The following is a 15,730-nucleotide window of genomic DNA, read 5'->3' on the forward strand; positions in this document are numbered from 1 at the left end:
CGGCCCGCACGATCGCCACGTTCTCGTAACCCCCTGTGACGCCCCACCCGCGCCGAAGTTCAGTCGCTCACGCTGTCACTCGCCGCCGATGCGCACCACGTGCGCTTCGCGCGGATCGACGCGGCCTGCGTGCAGGTCGGCGATCACGGCCTGCGCATGCGCGAAGCCGCGGCCCTGCGCCAGCGTCATCCAGCGGTTGCCCGGGCGGCTCAGCTCGGCGATGAAGCGGCCCTGCGCGTCGTTGAAGCGGCGGTTGACCTCCTGCGGGCCCCAGTCGGCATTGCGCTTGCGGATCTGCACGGGCGCAAAGTAGAGCTTCGGCGTGGGGCCGGGCAGCGCGCTGGTGTCGCCGAGGAATTCGGTCTTCTGCGCCGAACCCGCATAGCAGTCGTACACCAGCGATTCGCCGAAGTGGTGGTGCACGGTGGCGCGCAGCGCGTCGTGGCCCGCGAAGTCGACGTACAGCGTGGGCACGTCGGCCGCGAGCGTGGCGATCTCGCCGTAGGCCACCGTGCGGTCGTAGCAGCCCAGCGCCTCGACGAAGGCGCGGTTGCCTTCCGACGTGGCGGCGATCAGCTGCAGGCCCTCGCGGCGGCCGAGGCAGAAGGCCGTGCCGAACGCCGTCTTGCTCGATGCGCTCGACACCACCACCTGCGTCGCGCCGAAGAAGGCGTTGTCTTCGAGAAAGTCGGCCAGCATGAACGAGGTGATGAACAGCGGGCGCACCAGCATCTGGTAGTCCTCCAGCGCGGCGACGTAGCCCGCGTCGTGGCTGCAGCGCATGTACTGGTTGTAGGCCGACACCAGCTCGCTGCGGTGTGGCGCGCCGTCGTAGAAGCCGCGCGGCGTCACGCGCACCGGCTGCATGCGCAGGTGGCTCGCAATGGGAAAGTAGCCGTAGAAGCGCTCGCCCACCGCCACGCCTTCGACATTCGACGCCACCACGTCGGCAAAACCCCAGGCCGGCATGTGGCCCCAGTCGGCGTCGCCGGTGGGAAAGAACTGCCAGTACTTCATCACCGCATCGCCGAAGGCCGCGTAGGTGATGTTGTTGGTGGTGAGCGAGAAGCGCTCGATCTGCATCAGCACCTCGCCCGGCTGCAATTTGCCGGCGTCTTCCGAAGTGACGATGCGGGTGGTCCCGAGTGCGTTCTTGCGCGTTTCGAGGCGGGTTAAAGTGAATGCGTTGTTCATTCGCAAACTGTAGGACGGCCCGCTTCGCCGCGGGTTCGGAAACCCGGTCCATGCCCGCCGCACCCCGCTCCAAGCCCCTGAAACGCCCCACGCAGGCGCGCGGCAAGTTCACCGTGCAGGCCATCTACGACGCCTTTGTTCGGATTTGGCGCGCGCAGGGCTGGGAAGGCGTGACCACGCGCGCCGTGGCGCTCGAAACCGGCATCGCGGTCGGCACCTTCTACGACTACTTTCCCGACAAGGAAGCCCTGCTCTCGGGCTATGTGCGCCACTGCGTCGAGGCGCTGCTGGCGCAGCTCGACGAAGAGGTGATTGCGCCACCCGACATCGGCTGGCGCGAACGCACGCAGCGCCTCGTGCGCCTCACCTGCGACACGCGCATCGACGGCTTGCCCGCCTTCGACCACGAGATGCTGATGCTCGAGCACCGCGTGGCCGAGCCCAAGCACCACCGCCGCGTGTACGACGAGCTGCTCGCGCGCTGGACGCAGGCCTTCGCCGCCTGCCGCGACCTGCAGCCGCCGCCCTCGCCCGCCACCGTGCAGGCGCTGCTGACCGCCGCCTGGGGCGGTCGCCGCTACCGGCTGCTGGTGCAGCCCGACGACGCGGCGGGCGATGCGTGGGTTGCCGAGATGGAGGCGATGGTCATGGCGCGGCTGTCGGCGCGCTGAGCGCCTGCAGCCACGCCAGCGTGCCCTGCAGCTCGGCGGGGCGGATCTCGTGCGCGCCCGGGAAGTCCGAGCCCGACAGCGCCAGCGGCAGCCCGCGCGCCAGCTCGCGCGTGGCCTGCGCGGCGCTCGGCGGAATCACGTTGTCGGCGCTGCCGTGGCTCACCCACAGCGCCTTGCCCGCGAAGGCCTCGGGCGGTGCGATGTGCGGCACCACCTCGGGCAGCAGCCGGCTGTGCCACACCAGTGCGGCGCGCAGCTTCTCGGGCTGCGTGAGCAGCAGCGACAGCGACATGATCCCGCCCTGGCTGAAGCCGCCGACCACCACGCGCTCGGGCGGAATGCCCAGCTGCTGCGACGCCGACGTGACCATCTCGCCGATGAGAAAGCGGCTTTCGCGCTCCTGTTCTTCGTCGATGCGGCGCCCGCCGTCGGCCAGCACCTGGAACTCGAACCACGCGTAGGAACCGGGCGACAGCACATACGGCGCGCGCAGGCTCAGCACGTGGAACTGCGGCGGCATCATGCGCGCCAGACCGAACAGGTCCTGCTCGTTGCTGCCCACGCCGTGCATCAGCACGAGCAGCCAGGGTTCAGGGCCGCCCGAGGGTGCGGGGTGGTGCAGGAACTGCAGGGGCAGATGGAGCGATGTCATGGGTCGGAAGGGTCTCGAAAGCCTCGAAAAATGATGGACGGCGCGGCTCAGCGAAAGCCCTTGGCCAGCGCCCGCGTGACCTCGGCCGAGGACACCTCGCGGCAGCCGGTGGCGTTCTGCCCCGACCACAGCGGAGAAAAATCGCCACTGCCCTGCGCTTCGGCCTTGGCGCGCAGCGGCGCGATGCCCGAGGTGGCGAGCGGAAATTCCGGCGCCGGGCCGATGGGGCCCAGCTCGCGCATCACGCGGTTGACGATGCCGCGCGCGGGTCGGCCGGTGAACAGGTTGGTGAGCGCCGTGTGGCGCGCGGCCTCGCTCTTCAGCGCCGCGCGGTGCAGCGCGCTGGTCATGGCCTCGGGCGTCAGCAGGTAGGCCGTGCCGACCTGCACGCCGGCCGCGCCCAGCGCCATGGCCGCGGCCACGCCGTCGGCATCCGCGATGCCGCCGGCTGCGATCACCGGCACCTTCAATGCACGCACCAATTGCGGCAGCAGCGCGAAAGTGCCGAGCTGTTTCGTGAGGTCGTGCGACAGGAAATGGCCGCGGTGCCCGCCGGCCTCGAGCCCCTGCGCGATGACCGCGTCGACGCCCTTCGCCTCGAGCCACAGCGCCTCGTCGACGGTGGTGGCCGAAACCAGCACCTTCGCGCCCCAGCCGCGCACCTTGGCCAGCAGCGGCTCGGGCGGCAGCCCGAAATGGAAGCTCACCACCGGCGGCTTGAACTCGGCCAGCAGGTCGGCCACCTCGGCGCTGAAGGGGTTGCGCCCGGGGCCGGTCGGGATGCCCGCGGAGTCGATGCCGAACTCGGCGTAGTACGGCCCCAGCGCGGCGCGCCAGGCGGCCTCGCGTGCCTCGTCCGGCGTGGGCGGAGTGTGGGCGAAGAAGTTGACGTTGAAGGGCTTGTCGGTGCCCGCGCGGATCGCCGCGAGTTCGCTGCGCATCGCGTCGGGGCCGAGCATCGCGCACGGCAGCGACCCCAGCGCGCCTTCGTTGCACACCGCGATCGCCATCGCGCTGGCCTGCGCGCCGGCCATCGGCGCCTGGATCAATGGAAGTTCGGTGCCGAGGATCTGTTGCAACGTCGTCATTCGGGGTGCGCTCCTGTGTCCGTGTGTCGAATGCACGGCATTGTCCAGCCAAGCCGTTGAGCGCGGCGCCCGCGGGGTCATCGGGCAGCGGGACAGGTCAGCAGGAGCAGCGCGCAGCCTGCCGCAGGCTCACTCCTCGCTGGTCCACTCCACCTGCACGCCCAGGCTGCGCAGGTTTTCCACGAAGCGCGGATGGGCGCGCCGGATCGGCGTGGCGTTGCGGATCTCGGACTTGCCTTCGATGCTCGCGGCCACCATGAACAGCGCGATCGCCACGCGGATGATGTAGGGACTCTCGACCACCGCCGGCGTGAGCGCGTGGCCGCCGAAGGTGATGAGCCGGTGCGGGTCGGACGAGAACACGTGCGCGCCGAACTTCGACAGCTCGCCGGTCCAGCCCAGCGCGCCGTCGTACACCTTGTTCCAGAACATCGCGTTGCCCTGCGCGCGCACGCCCAGCGCGATGAAGATCGGCAGCAGGTCGACCGGGAAGTACGGCCACGGCGCGGCCTCCACCTTGGTGAGCACGTTGCTGGTGAACGGCGTCTGCACCTTCAGCGGGCCGCTGCGGATGGCGCGCGACCAGCCGTCGGCATGCTCGATCTGCACGCCGAACTTGGCAAAGGTGCGGTCGATGAGCGGAAAGTTGCCCGGTGCGCTGTTGCGCACCACGACGTCGCCGCCGGTGATCGCGCCCAGCGCCAGGAAGGTGGTGATCTCGTGGAAATCTTCGTCGAAGCGGAACTCGCCGCCACCCAGCGCGCCGCCGCCATGCACCGTGAGCCGCGAGGTGCCCATGCCCTCGATGCGCACGCCGATCATGGCCATGAAGCGGCAGAACTCCTGCACATGCGGCTCCGAGGCCGCGTTGGTGAGCGTCGAGGTGCCGCCCGCGGCGGCCGCGCACAGCACGAAGTTCTCGGTGGTCGTCACCGAGGCGTAGTCCAGCCAGTGGTCGGTGGGCGTGAGCCGGCCGGGTGCATACACCAGCAGCGAGCCCTCGGTGCGCTCCACCTGGCCGCCGAAGCGCTGGAACACCTCGACGTGCGGATCGATCTCGCGCACGCCCAGCGTGCAGCCCTTGACGTTGTCTTCCAGCCGCGCCACGCCAAAGCGCGCCAGCAGCGGCGGCACCAGCATGATCGACGAGCGCATTTCCTCGGGCAGGCGGTGGAGCGCCGCATCGAAGGTCGTGGCGCGGTGGTGCAGTTCGAGCGTGCCGCTCTCGTGGTCCATGCGGACCTCGCTGCCCAGCGTGCGGAAGATGTCGAGGATCTTGCGCACGTCGGTGATGTCGGGCACCCCGTGCAGCCGCAGCGGCTCGCCGGTGAGCAAGGTGGCGCACAGCACCGGCAGCACCGCGTTCTTGTTGGCGGAGGGAATGATGCGGCCGCGAAGGGGCGTACCGCCGTGCACGATGAGGTTGGACATGAAAGGGGCGAACAGAGGGGCGAAGGCACGAACTGTTCGCGCCGGACGGCGGAACTTTACCGTTGGAAACGACGGGTTTCCGGGGGCTCAGTTGTAAGAATTTGGAAACGCCCGCGGCGCACTGGTGCAGCCGCGGCGTGGCCTGGGAGGCCGGTCAGGCCTTGCGCTGGAAGCCCGGCGCCTGGTCGACTTCGGTCGGCTTGTAGATCTTGTGCGCCGCCGTCGCGCTGCCCGCGTCGGCCACCACCAGCAGGCGCCACAGCGGCTCGCGCACGGCGCACAGGCTTTCCTCGGGCGTGAGCGCGAAGGTTGGCAGCGCCGGGGCGGTGCCCTTCACGACCACCTTGAGCAGCATCGCGCCCTTGGCGTTCGACACCTCGATGTCGTAGCCCTGCGCCTTGCTGGTGACGTCTTCCGCGTTGTAGCCGTAGCCCTTGAAGTGGCCCATGACGTAGGCCATGGCGGCGGCCTGGACGGCGTCCGTCGTGGTCGGGCCGGCCGGGGCCGCGTCTGCATCGTCGGCCGCCGGCACGCCGCCACGGGCCTTGGCGGCCGTGATGTCGGCCTCGGTCGGCGCCCAGCCGCGCGCGCCGCGCACCAGCACGGCGAGTTGCTGCTCGGGCTCCCAGCTCGCGACGTGCCATTCGGCGTCGTCGCGCACGCGGGTCGACACCTTGGCGCTCTTGTTGCTCTCGAGCTCGGCGATGGCGACGCGGTTGGTCTGCAGCACGGCGCGGAAGCCCTGGCCGGCGTCGAAGGTGCGCTTGAGCAGGGCCAGGCGGTCCTTGGCGCGCTGCGCCTGCTGGGCGCTGCGCACGCCGCCGCCGGGGCGGCGCTGGGCGTCGAGCGATTCCAGGTAGAACCAGCGGCCACCGGCCGCCACGCTCACGTACTCGCCCCAGATGGTGGCGATGACGTTGTCGCCGGTGGCGAGCCAGGCGTGCTCGAACGGCTTGTCGCGTGCGTCGAACACCCCCATCTTGGCGACGATTTCGACCGGCGTGAGGCGCGGTCCGGAGAGCCGCATCTCATCGATGGCGGCGAGCACGGAGGGGTCGACTTCCTTGTCCATTCAGCGGAATTCTGGCGAGTTGGGAGGGGGTGGGAGTATGCCGCATCGGCCGTCGCTCCCCGGTGCCCGGCGCCGCGCCGCGTGTACCCTCCGTGCCTTGAAAGCCCTCGCATGCACGACCTGCTGACCTCCTATTTCTGGCACGGCGACACGCTGCGCAGCCGCAGCGTGAGCGGCATCGTGCACGCGGCCATGCTCGACGTGCCCGAGCCCCCGGCGCGCCTCGTGGCCGACTGGCAGCGGGAGATCGCCACGAACGTGCCGCTCGAACCCGGCGATGTCGAACCGATGCCGCTGGCCCGCGCACGCACGCGCTGGCCCGACTATGCGCAGTGCGTGCAGGCGATGTCCGGCTGGCTCGGCACGCTGGGCCTGCCCGCGTCGCTGCTGCCGGCCAGCGACGTCGCCCTGATGGCCTGCCGCGGCGCGCGCTACCACCACGACGGCGCGCAGTACGGCGGCGCGGCGTTCTGCAACCTGTTCCTCAGCGAAGACAAGGGACTGGACGTGCATTTCCCCGTCACGGGCCATCGAATCCCGCTCACCCGGGGCACGGCCCTGCTGTTCGACACCGGCCAGCCCCACGCCGTCGTGCCGCGCAGCGACCACGGCTTCGATGCAGCCGACTTCCCGTCTTCGCTCGATCGCACGCAGCTGTTCCTGACCTGGGAGCTGTCGATCGAAGACGCGCAGGTGGCACGCCTGCTCGGCGTCGGCTTCGATGTCGATCCGCTCACCGCGTCGCGGCTCGATGAAGAACAGGTCCGGGTGAACGGCGAACCGGCGCAGGTCTGCGCGAACTCCGGTCGCTGGCGCAGCGGCAAGTAGCGAACGAACGATCAATCGCCCTGGCGGTAGTGAGTCCCCGGCCGCGCCGCCGAATCGATGATGTCCCGCCACGACTTGCCCGCGCTTCGCAGTTGCTCGATCGACGGGCCCAGCGTGTTGCCATAGCGGCTGTGCGACCTGGCTTCGAGGGCCTGCAGCGCGTCCGACGGCGTCAGCGCGCGGTAGTGCAGCTTGAGATCGTCCCGCTGCGCGAAGATCCAGCGCGCCACCTGTTCTTCACTCACACCATCGGCCAGCATCCGCTCGGCAGCAGGACCGAGCGCGGCCACGGCCGCTTCGTAGGTCTTGCGTACGTTGAGGTCTGCCATGCGGACTCTGAAGTGGATGTGACGGGCGATTCGGCCCATTGTGCATACGACGAGGGCGCTACAGTGGCGGTCCCCTCATCTCTTTTCGTGCATGCCCGGAGCCCAGACGATGCGCCACCTCTTCAACGTGTTCGGCCGCACCCTGCGCGTCGAAATGACCGATGCCCGCTGGCGCAGCCACTGGGTCGGCGCCGATGGAAAACTGGGCCTCGCCCAGCTCGCGATTCCACCGGATGTGGCGCCGGCCGACCTCGCACAATACCTCTACGACATCTATCACGAGAACGCGACGCCGACGAACGGCGATGTCTTCGAGATCGGCGCGAAGTGAGCCCGGCGTTGCTATCGCTGCGCGGCCTTCGATGACGCGCGCAGCATCAGCCAGGCCACGCCGCCGAACGCCAGCACGAACACCAACAGCGGCCCCACCTCCCGGGCCCTGAAGCCCTCGCTCGCGAGGTTGCCAAGCAGGGTCCACGGCACCAGCGGAAACGCGAGCAGCACCACCACCGCAGGCACATGCGCGTGCAGCGGAAAGAGAACCAGTGCAAGGCCCGTCGACAGCAGGCTCGCCACCAGGTACGCGAACAGAAGCTTGAACACCACTTTCATGCGGCGATTCTGACCGCATCCTTGCCCAAGCCGGGGTGACAGATGACACGGCAATCTGCTACACCTCGCGGTACCCACCCGTCCCCCTGCGCAAGGAGATCCGACCGATGGCCCCAGCCAAGAAGCGCGTCGCCGCGAAGAAGCCCTCGCCCGCCGATACGAAAGTCCCCAGGATGCCGCACGGGGTGCTGACGCCGGCGCTGTCGTCCGGCAGCGTGCGGCTCCACGTGACTGGGCAGATCAAGCTGCTCAACAGCTGGGTCGACCTTCCGCCCGAGATGGCCGCCGCGATGGTGGCGCAGTCGGCCCATGCCGATGCGCCCGCCGCGGGCCACCTGCCGGGCGAAGCCTCCCCCGCCCTCACCGCCGCGCTCGCCGGCACGGCCGACGCGCTGTGCACGCGGCTCTCTCCGGTGTCGACCTTCGGGCTCGCACAGCTGCAGCGCCTGCCGATGGACGTCGAGACCTCGATGGACCCGCGGCTGCAGCTGGCGGTGATGAACCGCCGCGCGGGCAAGCAGAGCATGCCCATCTCGTCCGCCGACGGCGACTCGGTGCCGGTGGTGGCGCGCGTCACCAGCCATGCCGAGTGGGCCGACATTCCCGACGTCGATGCGGGCTCCGACATCGGCACCGCCGACGACGGCACGGTGCTCGTCACGGGCCGCATTCCGCTGGGCAAGGCAGAAGTCATTCGCCAGCATCCGGCCGTGCTCAGCATGAAGGCCTCGCAACCCGTGCTGCCGGCGCTGAACAACACCATCGCATCGATGGGCGTGCAGGCCGACAACCCCGCGCTCGCCGGCACGGCGGGCGGCGCCGGCGTGGTGATCGGCGTGGTCGATTCGGGCGGCGACTTCGCGCACCAGAACTTCGTCAAGGCCAACGGCAAGACGCGCCTGCTGGCGCTGTGGCAGCAAGGCGCGCCGGCCAAGGCCAACAGCCCCTACGGCTACGGCCGGCTCTTCGAGGCGGCGGACATCGACAAGGCGCTGAAGAAGTCCGACCCGTACAAGGCGCTGGGCTACGACCCCGGCGCGGGCATGCCGGGCAGCCCGGGTTCGCACGGCACGCATGTGATGGACATTGCCGGCGGCAATGGGCGGGGGTCGCTGCAACCCGGCGTGGCGCCGAAGGCCGACCTGATCTTCGTCGAGATGTCGGCCCGCGACATCGCGTGGACCGGCCACAACGCCGTGTTCAGCTCCTTCGGCGATTCGGTGCAGATGCTCGAGGCGGTGAAGTTCATCTTCGACCGCGCGGGCGACAGGCCCTGCGTCGTCAACCTGAGCCTGGGCACCAACGGCGGCCCGCACGACGGCACCTCGCTGGTCGAGCAGGGCTTCGATGCGCTCGTGTCGCAAAAGCCCAACCGCGCGATCGTGCTGGCGGCCGGCAATTCGCAGGAAGACAACACGCACACGGCGGGCACGGTGACCGGCAACGGGCACCTGGATGTGTCGTGGACCCTGGTCAACGGCAAGGGCGGCGAGTTCGAGCTCTGGTACGGCGGCAGCCAGCGCCTGCGCGCCGAGCTGCTGGGCCCCGATGGCGAGGTGCTGGCCAGCGTCGCACCGGGCGAAAACTTTCCGCTCGGCGCGGGCAACGGCGAGATCGCCGCGTTCCTCAGCAGCCGCATCACCGACCCGAACAACAAGGACAACGTGATCGGCATCTGGCTCGCACCCAACTGGCCCGACGGCGAGTTCAAGGTGCGGCTGCACGCCCTGGCCGCCGACGACGTGCCGTTCCACGCCTGGCTCGAACGCCTGGACAGCGGCCAGTCGTACTTCGGCCAGCCGGTGAAGTCGCACCTGCTGGGCTCGCTGTCGACAGGAAAACTGTCGATCGTGGTCGGTGCGTACGACGCCCGCAAGACGGGTGAGCCCGCCGCCAGCTTCTCGAGCGCGGGCCCTACGCGCGACGGCCGGCCCAAGCCCGAGGTCAGCGCACCCGGCGTGCAGGTGAAGGCCGCGCAGTCGCGCACGAAGGACGGCATGGTGAAGAAGTCGGGCACCAGCATGGCGGCGCCGGCGGTGACGGGGCTGGTCGCGCTGATGCTGGCCAAGGCCCACAAAGCGGGAAAGAAGCTGACCATCGCCGACATCCGCGCCAGGCTGAAGGCGGGCGTCAAGCCCGGCGGCGGGCCGGCCGGCTGGGACCCGCAGCGCGGCGACGGCCGGGCCGGCAGCGGCGCGATCTGACGATCCAGCCATGACCCCCACGCCCGGTGCGGTTGTGCCGAACTCGAGCGGGGGGTGTAATCTGTGTTCCCGCCCCCATCTGCCCTCTCATGCCCATCGATTTGCGCTCGCTCAAGAAGCTCGACTTTTCGGCCGCCCCCGCGCCGGTGTCGGGCGAGCGCGTCGTCGTGCTGGTCAAGCTGTGCGAGGGCGCCGAGCGCCCGGACTACATCGCCGCGCGCGCCGACATCTCGCCGGGCCTGTTCTCGGCCGAGATCCCGCTCGACAAGCTCCAGCAGCTCGAAGCCGACCCGGCCGTCGAGTCGGTCGAGCTGTCGCGCCGGCTGCCCAACATCTCCTGATTCCCCTGACACGCGACCCACCCGGGTCGCTGCCTTCGCGCATGCCATGCCGGCAGGCGCCCGCACACGCGTGCACCACAACCCATCCCAAGGAACACCCATGAAAGTGCTCGACGATGCCGCGCGCGCGGCGGTCCGGTCGGTGATCGCCACCCACCAGGCGCAGCTGGCCGCCCTGCCCGGCTACGTGGCGGCGGAGCCGGGCTTTCCGCTGGTCGATGGCCGGTTCCTGCGCGAGCCCGCCGTGATCGTGCTGGTCGACCGCAAGCGGCCCTTGTCGGAGGTGCCCGCGGCCGAGCGCGCGCCGCGGCAGCTCGGTCCGTACCGCGTCTGCGTGATGCAGGCCGACCCCGCGCGCCAGCTGGCCGCCAGTGCGGACTTCGAGGACACGGTGAACGCACTCGCCGAAGCCGCCGTCGGCCTCGTCTACAAGCCGCCCGCAGGCCAGCCCATCGACAAGGTCTACAACGTGAAGCAGCCCTTCCTGTGCCACGTCGGCCCCGATGCGGGGTGGCCGGTGCTGCGGCCCTTTCTCGAGGGCACCACGCGCTCGCTGTCGGTGGCGATGTACGACTTCAACGCCGACCACATCGCGCAGGTCTTCATCGACCTCGTGCGCGACGGCGGCATCGCGGCGGCGCTGAGCTGGGACGACGGCATGACGCAAGAAGAGCAGGTCATCCGCAAGAAGCTGCGCAAGCTGCAGCAGGAGGCCGACTTCAGGGCCTGGCTCGTGCAGTGCGGCAAGGGCCGCCGCTTCGCCAGCGCGTACCACGAGAAGGTGGCAGTGCGCGACCACAAGGCCTTCTGGCTGTCGAGCGGCAACTGGAGCAAGCGCAGCCAGCCCGACATCGACCCCGTGGCCACGCCCGCGCAGGCCAAGGGCATGTTCAGCAAGGGCAACCGCGAGTGGCACGTGATCTGCAACGACGCCGTGCTCTCGAAGGTGTTCGAGAAGTACATCCTGCACGACCTCAAGGCCTCCGAGAAGGAAGAAGCCGACGGCGCCGCCGACGCGGCGCTGGACGTGGCGCCCAAGCTCACGTTGCCCGACGTGTTCGTGCCGCTCGACCACCTGCTGGAACAGGCCGTAGCCTTCGCGGGGCCGGTGGTGCCCGTCGAGCCTGCGCGGCTGCCGGCGGTGAAGACCACGGTGAAAGTCCAGCCCGTGCTCACGCCGGACAACTACCTGCCGCACATCAACGCGCTCATCGACAGCGCGCAGACCTCGCTGTACCTGCAGTTCGCCTACATCACCTGGAGCGATGCCGACAAGGACGCCGACTTTCGCGCGCTGCTGCGCAAGCTGGCACAGCGCAGCACCGAGCCGGACCTCGACCTGCGCATCATCCTGGGCAGCACCAGCGCGGCCGACAACATCCGCAAGCTGGTCGAGGCGGGCTGCAACCAGGACGTGTTCCGCGTCCAGGGCAGCATCCACAACAAGGGCATCATCGTGGACGGCCAGGCGGTGCTGGTGAGCAGCACCAACTGGTCGGGCGACGGCGTGCTGCGCAACCGCGACGCCGGACTGATCATCCACAACGAAGAAGTGGCGCAGTACTACCAGCAGGTCTTTCTCGACGACTGGGACTCGCGCGCCAAAAGCCGCGTGGACGACGATCCGCCGGTGACGCTGGCCTCAGCCGGCGCGCCCACGCCACCGGGCATGGTGCGCATGTCGTGGAGCGACTATCACGGGTGAGGCAACGGGCCGTCCGGTGCCGCCTCGATGAAATCCACCGAGTGCAGCACCCGCCGCAGCTCCGGATCGTCCGAGGCCTGCCACACCGGCAGCTGCGCCAGGAAGTGCGCAATGAAGCGCGCCGCCGCATGCGACGGCGCCTCCTGCGCACGGCGCACGATGCCCACGACGTTGCTGTGGAAGCGCTCGCGCAGCTGCAAGGTCACCAGCGCATAGCGCAGGCTCTCGGTTTCCACCAGCGGCCAGGGGCAGAAGGTGAGCATGTCGGTCTTGCGCACGAGGCCCAGCATCATCGACGGCGAATGCGCCAGCTGGATGCGCTGCACGGGCGCGGCCAGGCCGTGCTGGCGGAACAGGTTGTCGAGAAAGCTCGCGCCCTCGCCCGGCGTGAAGTTGAGCACCCAGTCGTCCTGCAGCAGCTCGGCCATCGACTGCGCGCCGGCCCGCGGGTGGCCGCGGCGCGCCACCACCGTCATGTCGTAGCGGAACAGCGGCTGCGCCTGCAGCCCTTGCATGGCCTCGTCGGGGCCGATGCGGCCGATCAGCAGGTCGAGGCTGCCCTCGCGCAGCCGCGGGTAACTGAGCGCCGAGAGGCCATCGAACATCTCGAGCTGCACGTGCGGCAGCTCTTCGCGAAACAGCGACACCACGCGCGGCAGCAGGGTCTGCGTGATCCAGGGCGTGATGGCCACGGTCAGGCGCTGTTGCGCGCCGGTGTCGCGGTGGCGTGAGAGCGTGTCTTCGGCCTGGCGCAGCTGGGCCAGCACGCGCTGCGCATGCTCCAGCAGCTCCAGCCCGGCCGGCGTGAAAGCGATGCCGCCGCCGTGGCGTGTGAACAGCGCCACCTGCGCATGCGCCTCCAGTTCGCGCAGGCCCTGCGTGACCGTGGCCTGGGTGACGCCCAGTGCCCGCGCGGCGGCGCGGATGCTGCCTTCGGAGGCGACGGCGGCGAGATAGCGGAGCTGGTGCAGCTTCATGGCGGCCGATTATCCGCAGCCCCCCACAGTGACAGGCGCCGCCCGCCTCCGCATGGCGGCGCCTGTCTGCCCCCGCAGGCAGCGAATTCCTAGACTCGCCGCAAGACAGCAAGGAGACAGATTCCCCCATGACGACCTACACCGTCGACAACGCCGCCGCCCTCGAGAGCGTGCTGCCCGCCGTGCGCGAGGTCGCGCCCGAGATGGTCGGCCTGCGCCACCGCATCCACGCGCACCCCGAACTGGCCTACGAAGAGCACGTCACCAGCGAGCTGGTGGCCACGCGCCTGGCCGAGTGGGGCTACGCGGTGCACCGCGGCCTGGCCGGCACCGGCGTGGTCGCCACGCTGACATGCGGCACGGGCACGCGGCGCCTGGGCCTGCGCGCCGACATGGACGCGCTGCCGATCCAGGAAGCGACCGGCCTGCCCTATGCCAGCCAGGTGCCCGGCAAGATGCACGCCTGCGGCCACGACGGCCACACCAGCATCCTGCTGGCCGCCGCGCGCGTCATCGCGCAGGAGCGCGGCTTCGACGGCACGCTGCACCTGATCTTCCAGCCGGCCGAGGAAGGCCTGGGCGGCGGGCGCCGCATGGTGGAAGAAGGCCTGTTCGAGCGTTTTCCCTGCGACGCCATCTTCGCGCTGCACAACATGCCCGGCTTTCCGGCGGGCAAGTTCGGCTTCAAGGAGGGCTCGTTCATGGCCTCGTCCGACTCGGTCACGATCACGGTGACGGGGCGCGGCGGACACGGCTCGGCGCCGCACCTGTCGGCCGACCCGGTGGTGGCGGCGGCGCACATCGTCGTGGCGCTGCAGACCATCGTGTCGCGCAACGTCGACCCGCGCGAGATGGCGGTGGTGTCGGTGGGCGCGATCCACGGCGGCGACGCGCCCAACGTGATTGCCGACAGCGTGCAGATGCGCCTCACGGTGCGCGCCTACCGGCCCGAGATCCGCGCCATGCTGCGCGAGCGCATCACCGAGCTGGCGCAGGCGCAGGCCGTCACGCTCGGCGTGAAGGCCGAGGTGGACTACCACTGGCGCTACCCCGCGCTGGTGAACGACGAGGAATCCACGCGCTTCGCACGGCAGGTCGCGCGCGACTGGCTGGGCGACGACGGCCTGCTGCCGCCGCTGGCGCCGCTCACGGGCAGCGAGGACTTCTCCTTCATGCTGGAGCGCTGCCCCGGCAGCTACCTGATCGTGGGCAACGGCGAAGGCGAGCACCACCGCACCGGCGGCTGCATGGTCCACAACCCCGGCTACGACTTCAACGACGCGATCCTGCCGATCGCGGCCAGCTACTGGGTGCAGCTGGTACGCCGCTTCCTCGCCGCGCAGGCCTGAGCGGGCCTCTTCCTTTTCCCACTTCCCCGTACTGGAACCGCGATGACCCGTCTTGCTTCTTCCGTTTCGCGCCGCGTGGCACTGAGCGCGCTCGGCGCCGCCGCCTTCTGTGCCGCCGCCCCCGCCTTCGCGCAGGGTACCTACCCCGCCAAGCCCATCAAGCTGCTGGTCGGCTACGCGCCGGGCGGCTCGGTCGACATGGCCGCGCGCGTGGCGGCGGACATTCTTTCGGCCAAGCTCGGCGCGACGGTGGTGGTCGAAAACGTGACCGGCGCGGCGGGCGTGGTCGCGGCGCAGCGCGCGGTGAGCAGCCCGGCCGACGGCTACACGCTGCTGGCCGGCTCCAGCAACGAGATGGCGGCCACGGTGCTCGTGAACCCAGCGCAGCGCTACGACCCGGTGAAAGACCTGACCCCCGTCAGCCTGCTCGCCTTCGCGCCCGTGCTGCTGGTGGCGAGTCCGAAGGTGGGCGTGAAGAACCTCGACGAGTTCATCGCCCTGGCCAAGCGCAACCCCGGCAAGTACAGCTACGGCAGCTCGGGCGTGGGCTCGACGCTGCACTTCGTGGGCGAGCAGATCAAGCAGCGCGCGGGCCTGTTCCTCACGCACATTCCCTACCGCGGCACCGCGCCACTCACGAGCGACCTGGTCGGCGGCACGCTCGACTTCGCGATCGTGTCGCCCACCGCCGCGGCACCGTTCCTGCAGGGCGGACGGATCGTGCCGCTGGGTGTCTCGTCGGCCAAGCGCTTTCCCGGCCTGCCGCAGGTGCCGGCGCTCGGCGAGCATCCGCAGCTGAAGGGCTATGAGCTGAGCGGCTGGTTCGCGCTCGCGGGCCCGAAGGACCTGCCCGCGCCCATCGTGCAGAGCCTGCGCGCGGCGCTGCAGGCCGGCCTGGCCGACCCGGCGATCCGCCGACGCCTGGAAGAAGGCGGCTCCATTCCCGCCACGGGCAAGGAAGACCTCGGGCAGATCATGCGCGAGGACACGGCGAAGTACGCAACGCTGGTGAAGTTCGCGAACATGCGCGACTGAGGCCCGCCGGCCGTTTCAGCGCGGGGCGTCGCCCCCCTGGCGCTCCTCCACCCACCACTTCGCCTGCGCGGCGTTCATCGCGCGCGCGTTGACAATCATTTCCTCGATCTGCGCACGCGTGGCCGGTGAATCGACCATCCACGCGGTCTGCACGGCATGCGCGGGCCCGCCTTCGGCAAGCCGGTATTCCAGACAAAAACGAACCTCATTGCTCATCGGTGATCGAACCCTCTCTCTTCCAC

Annotated in this window: 17 protein-coding genes; 8 read left to right on the plus strand and 9 right to left on the minus strand. The window is 69.9% G+C overall.

Annotated features, from left to right (window positions below; genetic code table 11):
* Positions 1–75: 75 nt before the first annotated feature.
* A complete protein-coding gene (locus AC1RLW_RS07650) occupies positions 76–1,194 on the minus strand; it encodes a DUF2855 family protein (protein ID WP_493192652.1) in 1,119 nt (372 codons plus the stop codon).
* 50 nt (positions 1,195–1,244) lie between these two features.
* On the opposite strand from AC1RLW_RS07650, the gene AC1RLW_RS07655 reads away from it, so the two are divergent.
* A complete protein-coding gene (locus AC1RLW_RS07655) occupies positions 1,245–1,865 on the plus strand; it encodes a TetR/AcrR family transcriptional regulator (RefSeq protein WP_493192653.1) in 621 nt (206 codons plus the stop codon).
* Here AC1RLW_RS07655 and AC1RLW_RS07660 read toward each other — a convergent pair.
* The 4 genes from AC1RLW_RS07660 to AC1RLW_RS07675 form a co-directional block, all read right to left on the minus strand.
* Complete coding sequence (locus AC1RLW_RS07660) at positions 1,840–2,517, minus strand: alpha/beta hydrolase (protein WP_070059384.1); 678 nt, start codon at positions 2,515–2,517, stop codon at positions 1,840–1,842. The two genes, AC1RLW_RS07655 and AC1RLW_RS07660, sit on opposite strands and share 26 nt — an antisense overlap.
* A 47-nt stretch (positions 2,518–2,564) precedes the next feature.
* The gene (locus AC1RLW_RS07665; protein ID WP_493192654.1) at positions 2,565–3,605 is read right to left on the minus strand and encodes an NAD(P)H-dependent flavin oxidoreductase; all 1,041 of its coding nucleotides are present in this window, start codon (positions 3,603–3,605) and stop codon (positions 2,565–2,567) included.
* A 129-nt stretch (positions 3,606–3,734) separates the two neighbouring features.
* Positions 3,735–5,036, minus strand: coding sequence for a UDP-N-acetylglucosamine 1-carboxyvinyltransferase (locus AC1RLW_RS07670; protein ID WP_062474398.1), 1,302 nt, complete (start codon positions 5,034–5,036; stop codon positions 3,735–3,737).
* A 154-nt stretch (positions 5,037–5,190) separates the two neighbouring features.
* On the minus strand, positions 5,191–6,108 hold the full coding sequence (locus tag AC1RLW_RS07675; protein ID WP_493192655.1) for a protein NO VEIN domain-containing protein: 918 nt from the start codon (positions 6,106–6,108) through the stop codon (positions 5,191–5,193).
* Between the two features lie 111 nt (positions 6,109–6,219).
* Here AC1RLW_RS07675 and AC1RLW_RS07680 point away from each other — a divergent pair, with 111 nt between their 5' ends.
* The gene (locus AC1RLW_RS07680) at positions 6,220–6,936 is read left to right on the plus strand and encodes a hypothetical protein (protein ID WP_493192656.1); all 717 of its coding nucleotides are present in this window, start codon (positions 6,220–6,222) and stop codon (positions 6,934–6,936) included.
* A gap of 11 nt (positions 6,937–6,947) precedes the next feature.
* On the opposite strand, the gene AC1RLW_RS07685 is transcribed toward AC1RLW_RS07680, so the two are convergent.
* Positions 6,948–7,265: a hemagglutinin gene (locus tag AC1RLW_RS07685; RefSeq protein WP_493192657.1), complete on the minus strand. Its 318-nt coding sequence runs from the start codon at positions 7,263–7,265 to the stop codon at positions 6,948–6,950.
* Positions 7,266–7,374: 109 nt separating this feature from the next.
* Between AC1RLW_RS07685 and AC1RLW_RS07690 the strand changes: the two genes are divergently transcribed.
* The gene (locus AC1RLW_RS07690; protein WP_143599026.1) at positions 7,375–7,596 is read left to right on the plus strand and encodes a DUF7661 family protein; all 222 of its coding nucleotides are present in this window, start codon (positions 7,375–7,377) and stop codon (positions 7,594–7,596) included.
* 11 nt (positions 7,597–7,607) lie between these two features.
* On the opposite strand, the gene AC1RLW_RS07695 is transcribed toward AC1RLW_RS07690, so the two are convergent.
* Positions 7,608–7,877, minus strand: a complete 270-nt coding sequence (locus AC1RLW_RS07695; RefSeq protein WP_447743384.1) for a hypothetical protein — start codon at positions 7,875–7,877, stop codon at positions 7,608–7,610.
* A gap of 107 nt (positions 7,878–7,984) precedes the next feature.
* Here AC1RLW_RS07695 and AC1RLW_RS07700 point away from each other — a divergent pair, with 107 nt between their 5' ends.
* The 3 genes from AC1RLW_RS07700 to AC1RLW_RS07710 all read left to right on the plus strand — a co-directional run bounded on the left by AC1RLW_RS07700 (position 7,985) and on the right by AC1RLW_RS07710 (position 12,127).
* The gene (locus tag AC1RLW_RS07700) at positions 7,985–10,081 is read left to right on the plus strand and encodes a S8 family serine peptidase (protein WP_493192658.1); all 2,097 of its coding nucleotides are present in this window, start codon (positions 7,985–7,987) and stop codon (positions 10,079–10,081) included.
* A gap of 89 nt (positions 10,082–10,170) precedes the next feature.
* Positions 10,171–10,422 (plus strand): cell division protein FtsQ/DivIB, encoded by a 252-nt coding sequence (locus tag AC1RLW_RS07705; RefSeq protein ID WP_070095020.1) that lies wholly within the window; start codon positions 10,171–10,173, stop codon positions 10,420–10,422.
* Positions 10,423–10,522: 100 nt separating this feature from the next.
* Positions 10,523–12,127, plus strand: a complete 1,605-nt coding sequence (locus AC1RLW_RS07710) for a phospholipase D-like domain-containing protein (RefSeq protein WP_493192659.1) — start codon at positions 10,523–10,525, stop codon at positions 12,125–12,127.
* On the opposite strand, the gene AC1RLW_RS07715 is transcribed toward AC1RLW_RS07710, so the two are convergent.
* The gene (locus AC1RLW_RS07715; protein WP_493192660.1) at positions 12,118–13,104 is read right to left on the minus strand and encodes a LysR family transcriptional regulator; all 987 of its coding nucleotides are present in this window, start codon (positions 13,102–13,104) and stop codon (positions 12,118–12,120) included. The genes AC1RLW_RS07710 and AC1RLW_RS07715 overlap by 10 nt on opposite strands.
* Positions 13,105–13,232: 128 nt before the next feature.
* Here AC1RLW_RS07715 and AC1RLW_RS07720 point away from each other — a divergent pair, with 128 nt between their 5' ends.
* Together AC1RLW_RS07720 and AC1RLW_RS07725 are read left to right on the plus strand one after the other, a co-directional pair.
* Positions 13,233–14,453 (plus strand): M20 aminoacylase family protein, encoded by a 1,221-nt coding sequence (locus AC1RLW_RS07720; protein WP_493192661.1) that lies wholly within the window; start codon positions 13,233–13,235, stop codon positions 14,451–14,453.
* Positions 14,454–14,495: 42 nt separating this feature from the next.
* Positions 14,496–15,488, plus strand: a complete 993-nt coding sequence (locus AC1RLW_RS07725) for a Bug family tripartite tricarboxylate transporter substrate binding protein (RefSeq protein WP_493192662.1) — start codon at positions 14,496–14,498, stop codon at positions 15,486–15,488.
* Positions 15,489–15,503: 15 nt separating this feature from the next.
* Here AC1RLW_RS07725 and AC1RLW_RS07730 read toward each other — a convergent pair whose 3' ends face one another.
* Positions 15,504–15,704, minus strand: a complete 201-nt coding sequence (locus AC1RLW_RS07730) for a hypothetical protein (RefSeq protein WP_062474379.1) — start codon at positions 15,702–15,704, stop codon at positions 15,504–15,506.
* Between the last annotated feature and the right edge of the window lie 26 nt (positions 15,705–15,730).

Source organism: Variovorax sp. GW822-FHT04A09, from assembly GCF_058801005.1.

What these genes read in the sequence shown, in the direction of transcription:
- AC1RLW_RS07655 (WP_493192653.1), top strand. Translation starts at nt 1,245, where the DNA reads ATGCCCGCCGCACCCCGCTCCAAGCCCCTGAAACGCCCCACGCAGGCG.
- AC1RLW_RS07700 (WP_493192658.1), top strand. Translation starts at nt 7,985, where the DNA reads ATGGCCCCAGCCAAGAAGCGCGTCGCCGCGAAGAAGCCCTCGCCCGCC.
- AC1RLW_RS07675 (WP_493192655.1), bottom strand. Translation starts at nt 6,108, where the DNA reads ATGGACAAGGAAGTCGACCCCTCCGTGCTCGCCGCCATCGATGAGATG.
- AC1RLW_RS07670 (WP_062474398.1), bottom strand. Translation starts at nt 5,036, where the DNA reads ATGTCCAACCTCATCGTGCACGGCGGTACGCCCCTTCGCGGCCGCATC.
- AC1RLW_RS07730 (WP_062474379.1), bottom strand. Translation starts at nt 15,704, where the DNA reads ATGAGCAATGAGGTTCGTTTTTGTCTGGAATACCGGCTTGCCGAAGGC.
- AC1RLW_RS07685 (WP_493192657.1), bottom strand. Translation starts at nt 7,265, where the DNA reads ATGGCAGACCTCAACGTACGCAAGACCTACGAAGCGGCCGTGGCCGCG.
- AC1RLW_RS07660 (WP_070059384.1), bottom strand. Translation starts at nt 2,517, where the DNA reads ATGACATCGCTCCATCTGCCCCTGCAGTTCCTGCACCACCCCGCACCC.
- AC1RLW_RS07680 (WP_493192656.1), top strand. Translation starts at nt 6,220, where the DNA reads ATGCACGACCTGCTGACCTCCTATTTCTGGCACGGCGACACGCTGCGC.
- AC1RLW_RS07665 (WP_493192654.1), bottom strand. Translation starts at nt 3,605, where the DNA reads ATGACGACGTTGCAACAGATCCTCGGCACCGAACTTCCATTGATCCAG.
- AC1RLW_RS07725 (WP_493192662.1), top strand. Translation starts at nt 14,496, where the DNA reads ATGACCCGTCTTGCTTCTTCCGTTTCGCGCCGCGTGGCACTGAGCGCG.
- AC1RLW_RS07720 (WP_493192661.1), top strand. Translation starts at nt 13,233, where the DNA reads ATGACGACCTACACCGTCGACAACGCCGCCGCCCTCGAGAGCGTGCTG.
- AC1RLW_RS07705 (WP_070095020.1), top strand. Translation starts at nt 10,171, where the DNA reads ATGCCCATCGATTTGCGCTCGCTCAAGAAGCTCGACTTTTCGGCCGCC.
- AC1RLW_RS07695 (WP_447743384.1), bottom strand. Translation starts at nt 7,877, where the DNA reads ATGAAAGTGGTGTTCAAGCTTCTGTTCGCGTACCTGGTGGCGAGCCTG.
- AC1RLW_RS07650 (WP_493192652.1), bottom strand. Translation starts at nt 1,194, where the DNA reads ATGAACAACGCATTCACTTTAACCCGCCTCGAAACGCGCAAGAACGCA.
- AC1RLW_RS07715 (WP_493192660.1), bottom strand. Translation starts at nt 13,104, where the DNA reads ATGAAGCTGCACCAGCTCCGCTATCTCGCCGCCGTCGCCTCCGAAGGC.
- AC1RLW_RS07690 (WP_143599026.1), top strand. Translation starts at nt 7,375, where the DNA reads ATGCGCCACCTCTTCAACGTGTTCGGCCGCACCCTGCGCGTCGAAATG.
- AC1RLW_RS07710 (WP_493192659.1), top strand. Translation starts at nt 10,523, where the DNA reads ATGAAAGTGCTCGACGATGCCGCGCGCGCGGCGGTCCGGTCGGTGATC.